The sequence below is a fragment of the Parendozoicomonas verongulae genome (genome assembly GCF_009711465.1).
Classification (GTDB): domain Bacteria; phylum Pseudomonadota; class Gammaproteobacteria; order Pseudomonadales; family Endozoicomonadaceae; genus Sansalvadorimonas; species Sansalvadorimonas verongulae.
Genome location: NZ_SMME01000727.1, coordinates 7,194 through 7,466, shown reverse-complemented (window position 1 = coordinate 7,466; position 273 = coordinate 7,194). Strand labels below are relative to the sequence as shown.

Annotated in this window: 1 protein-coding gene; it reads right to left on the bottom strand. The window is 48.4% G+C overall.

Annotated elements, in window-relative coordinates; all coding sequences use genetic code 11:
• Positions 1-273: transposase (locus tag E1189_RS04100; RefSeq protein WP_196221181.1), on the bottom strand; the 273-nt coding region annotated here is incomplete at both ends.

The window sequence follows — 273 nt, the reverse complement described above, 5'->3', positions numbered from 1 at the left end:
AATCCTGATTCGTCGTGTATTTCGAGTCATCACAGCGCCTATTTTCAGCAGACTTGTTCGAAGTGTGGACACTTGAGCTCGGGCAAACGGTGTTCTTTTCAGATAACCGCTTCTCAGGTGCTCCAGTAAAACATAAGCCATGCCTGACAGTAGAAGGCGAAACTGATTAGGCCACCATTTGTGACAGCTGGTCCGGTCAGAGAACAACCATTGTTGCTCCTTGATCCGGTTTTCCATATCGCCTCGCATGCAGTAGCACTTGTCGTATAGCCA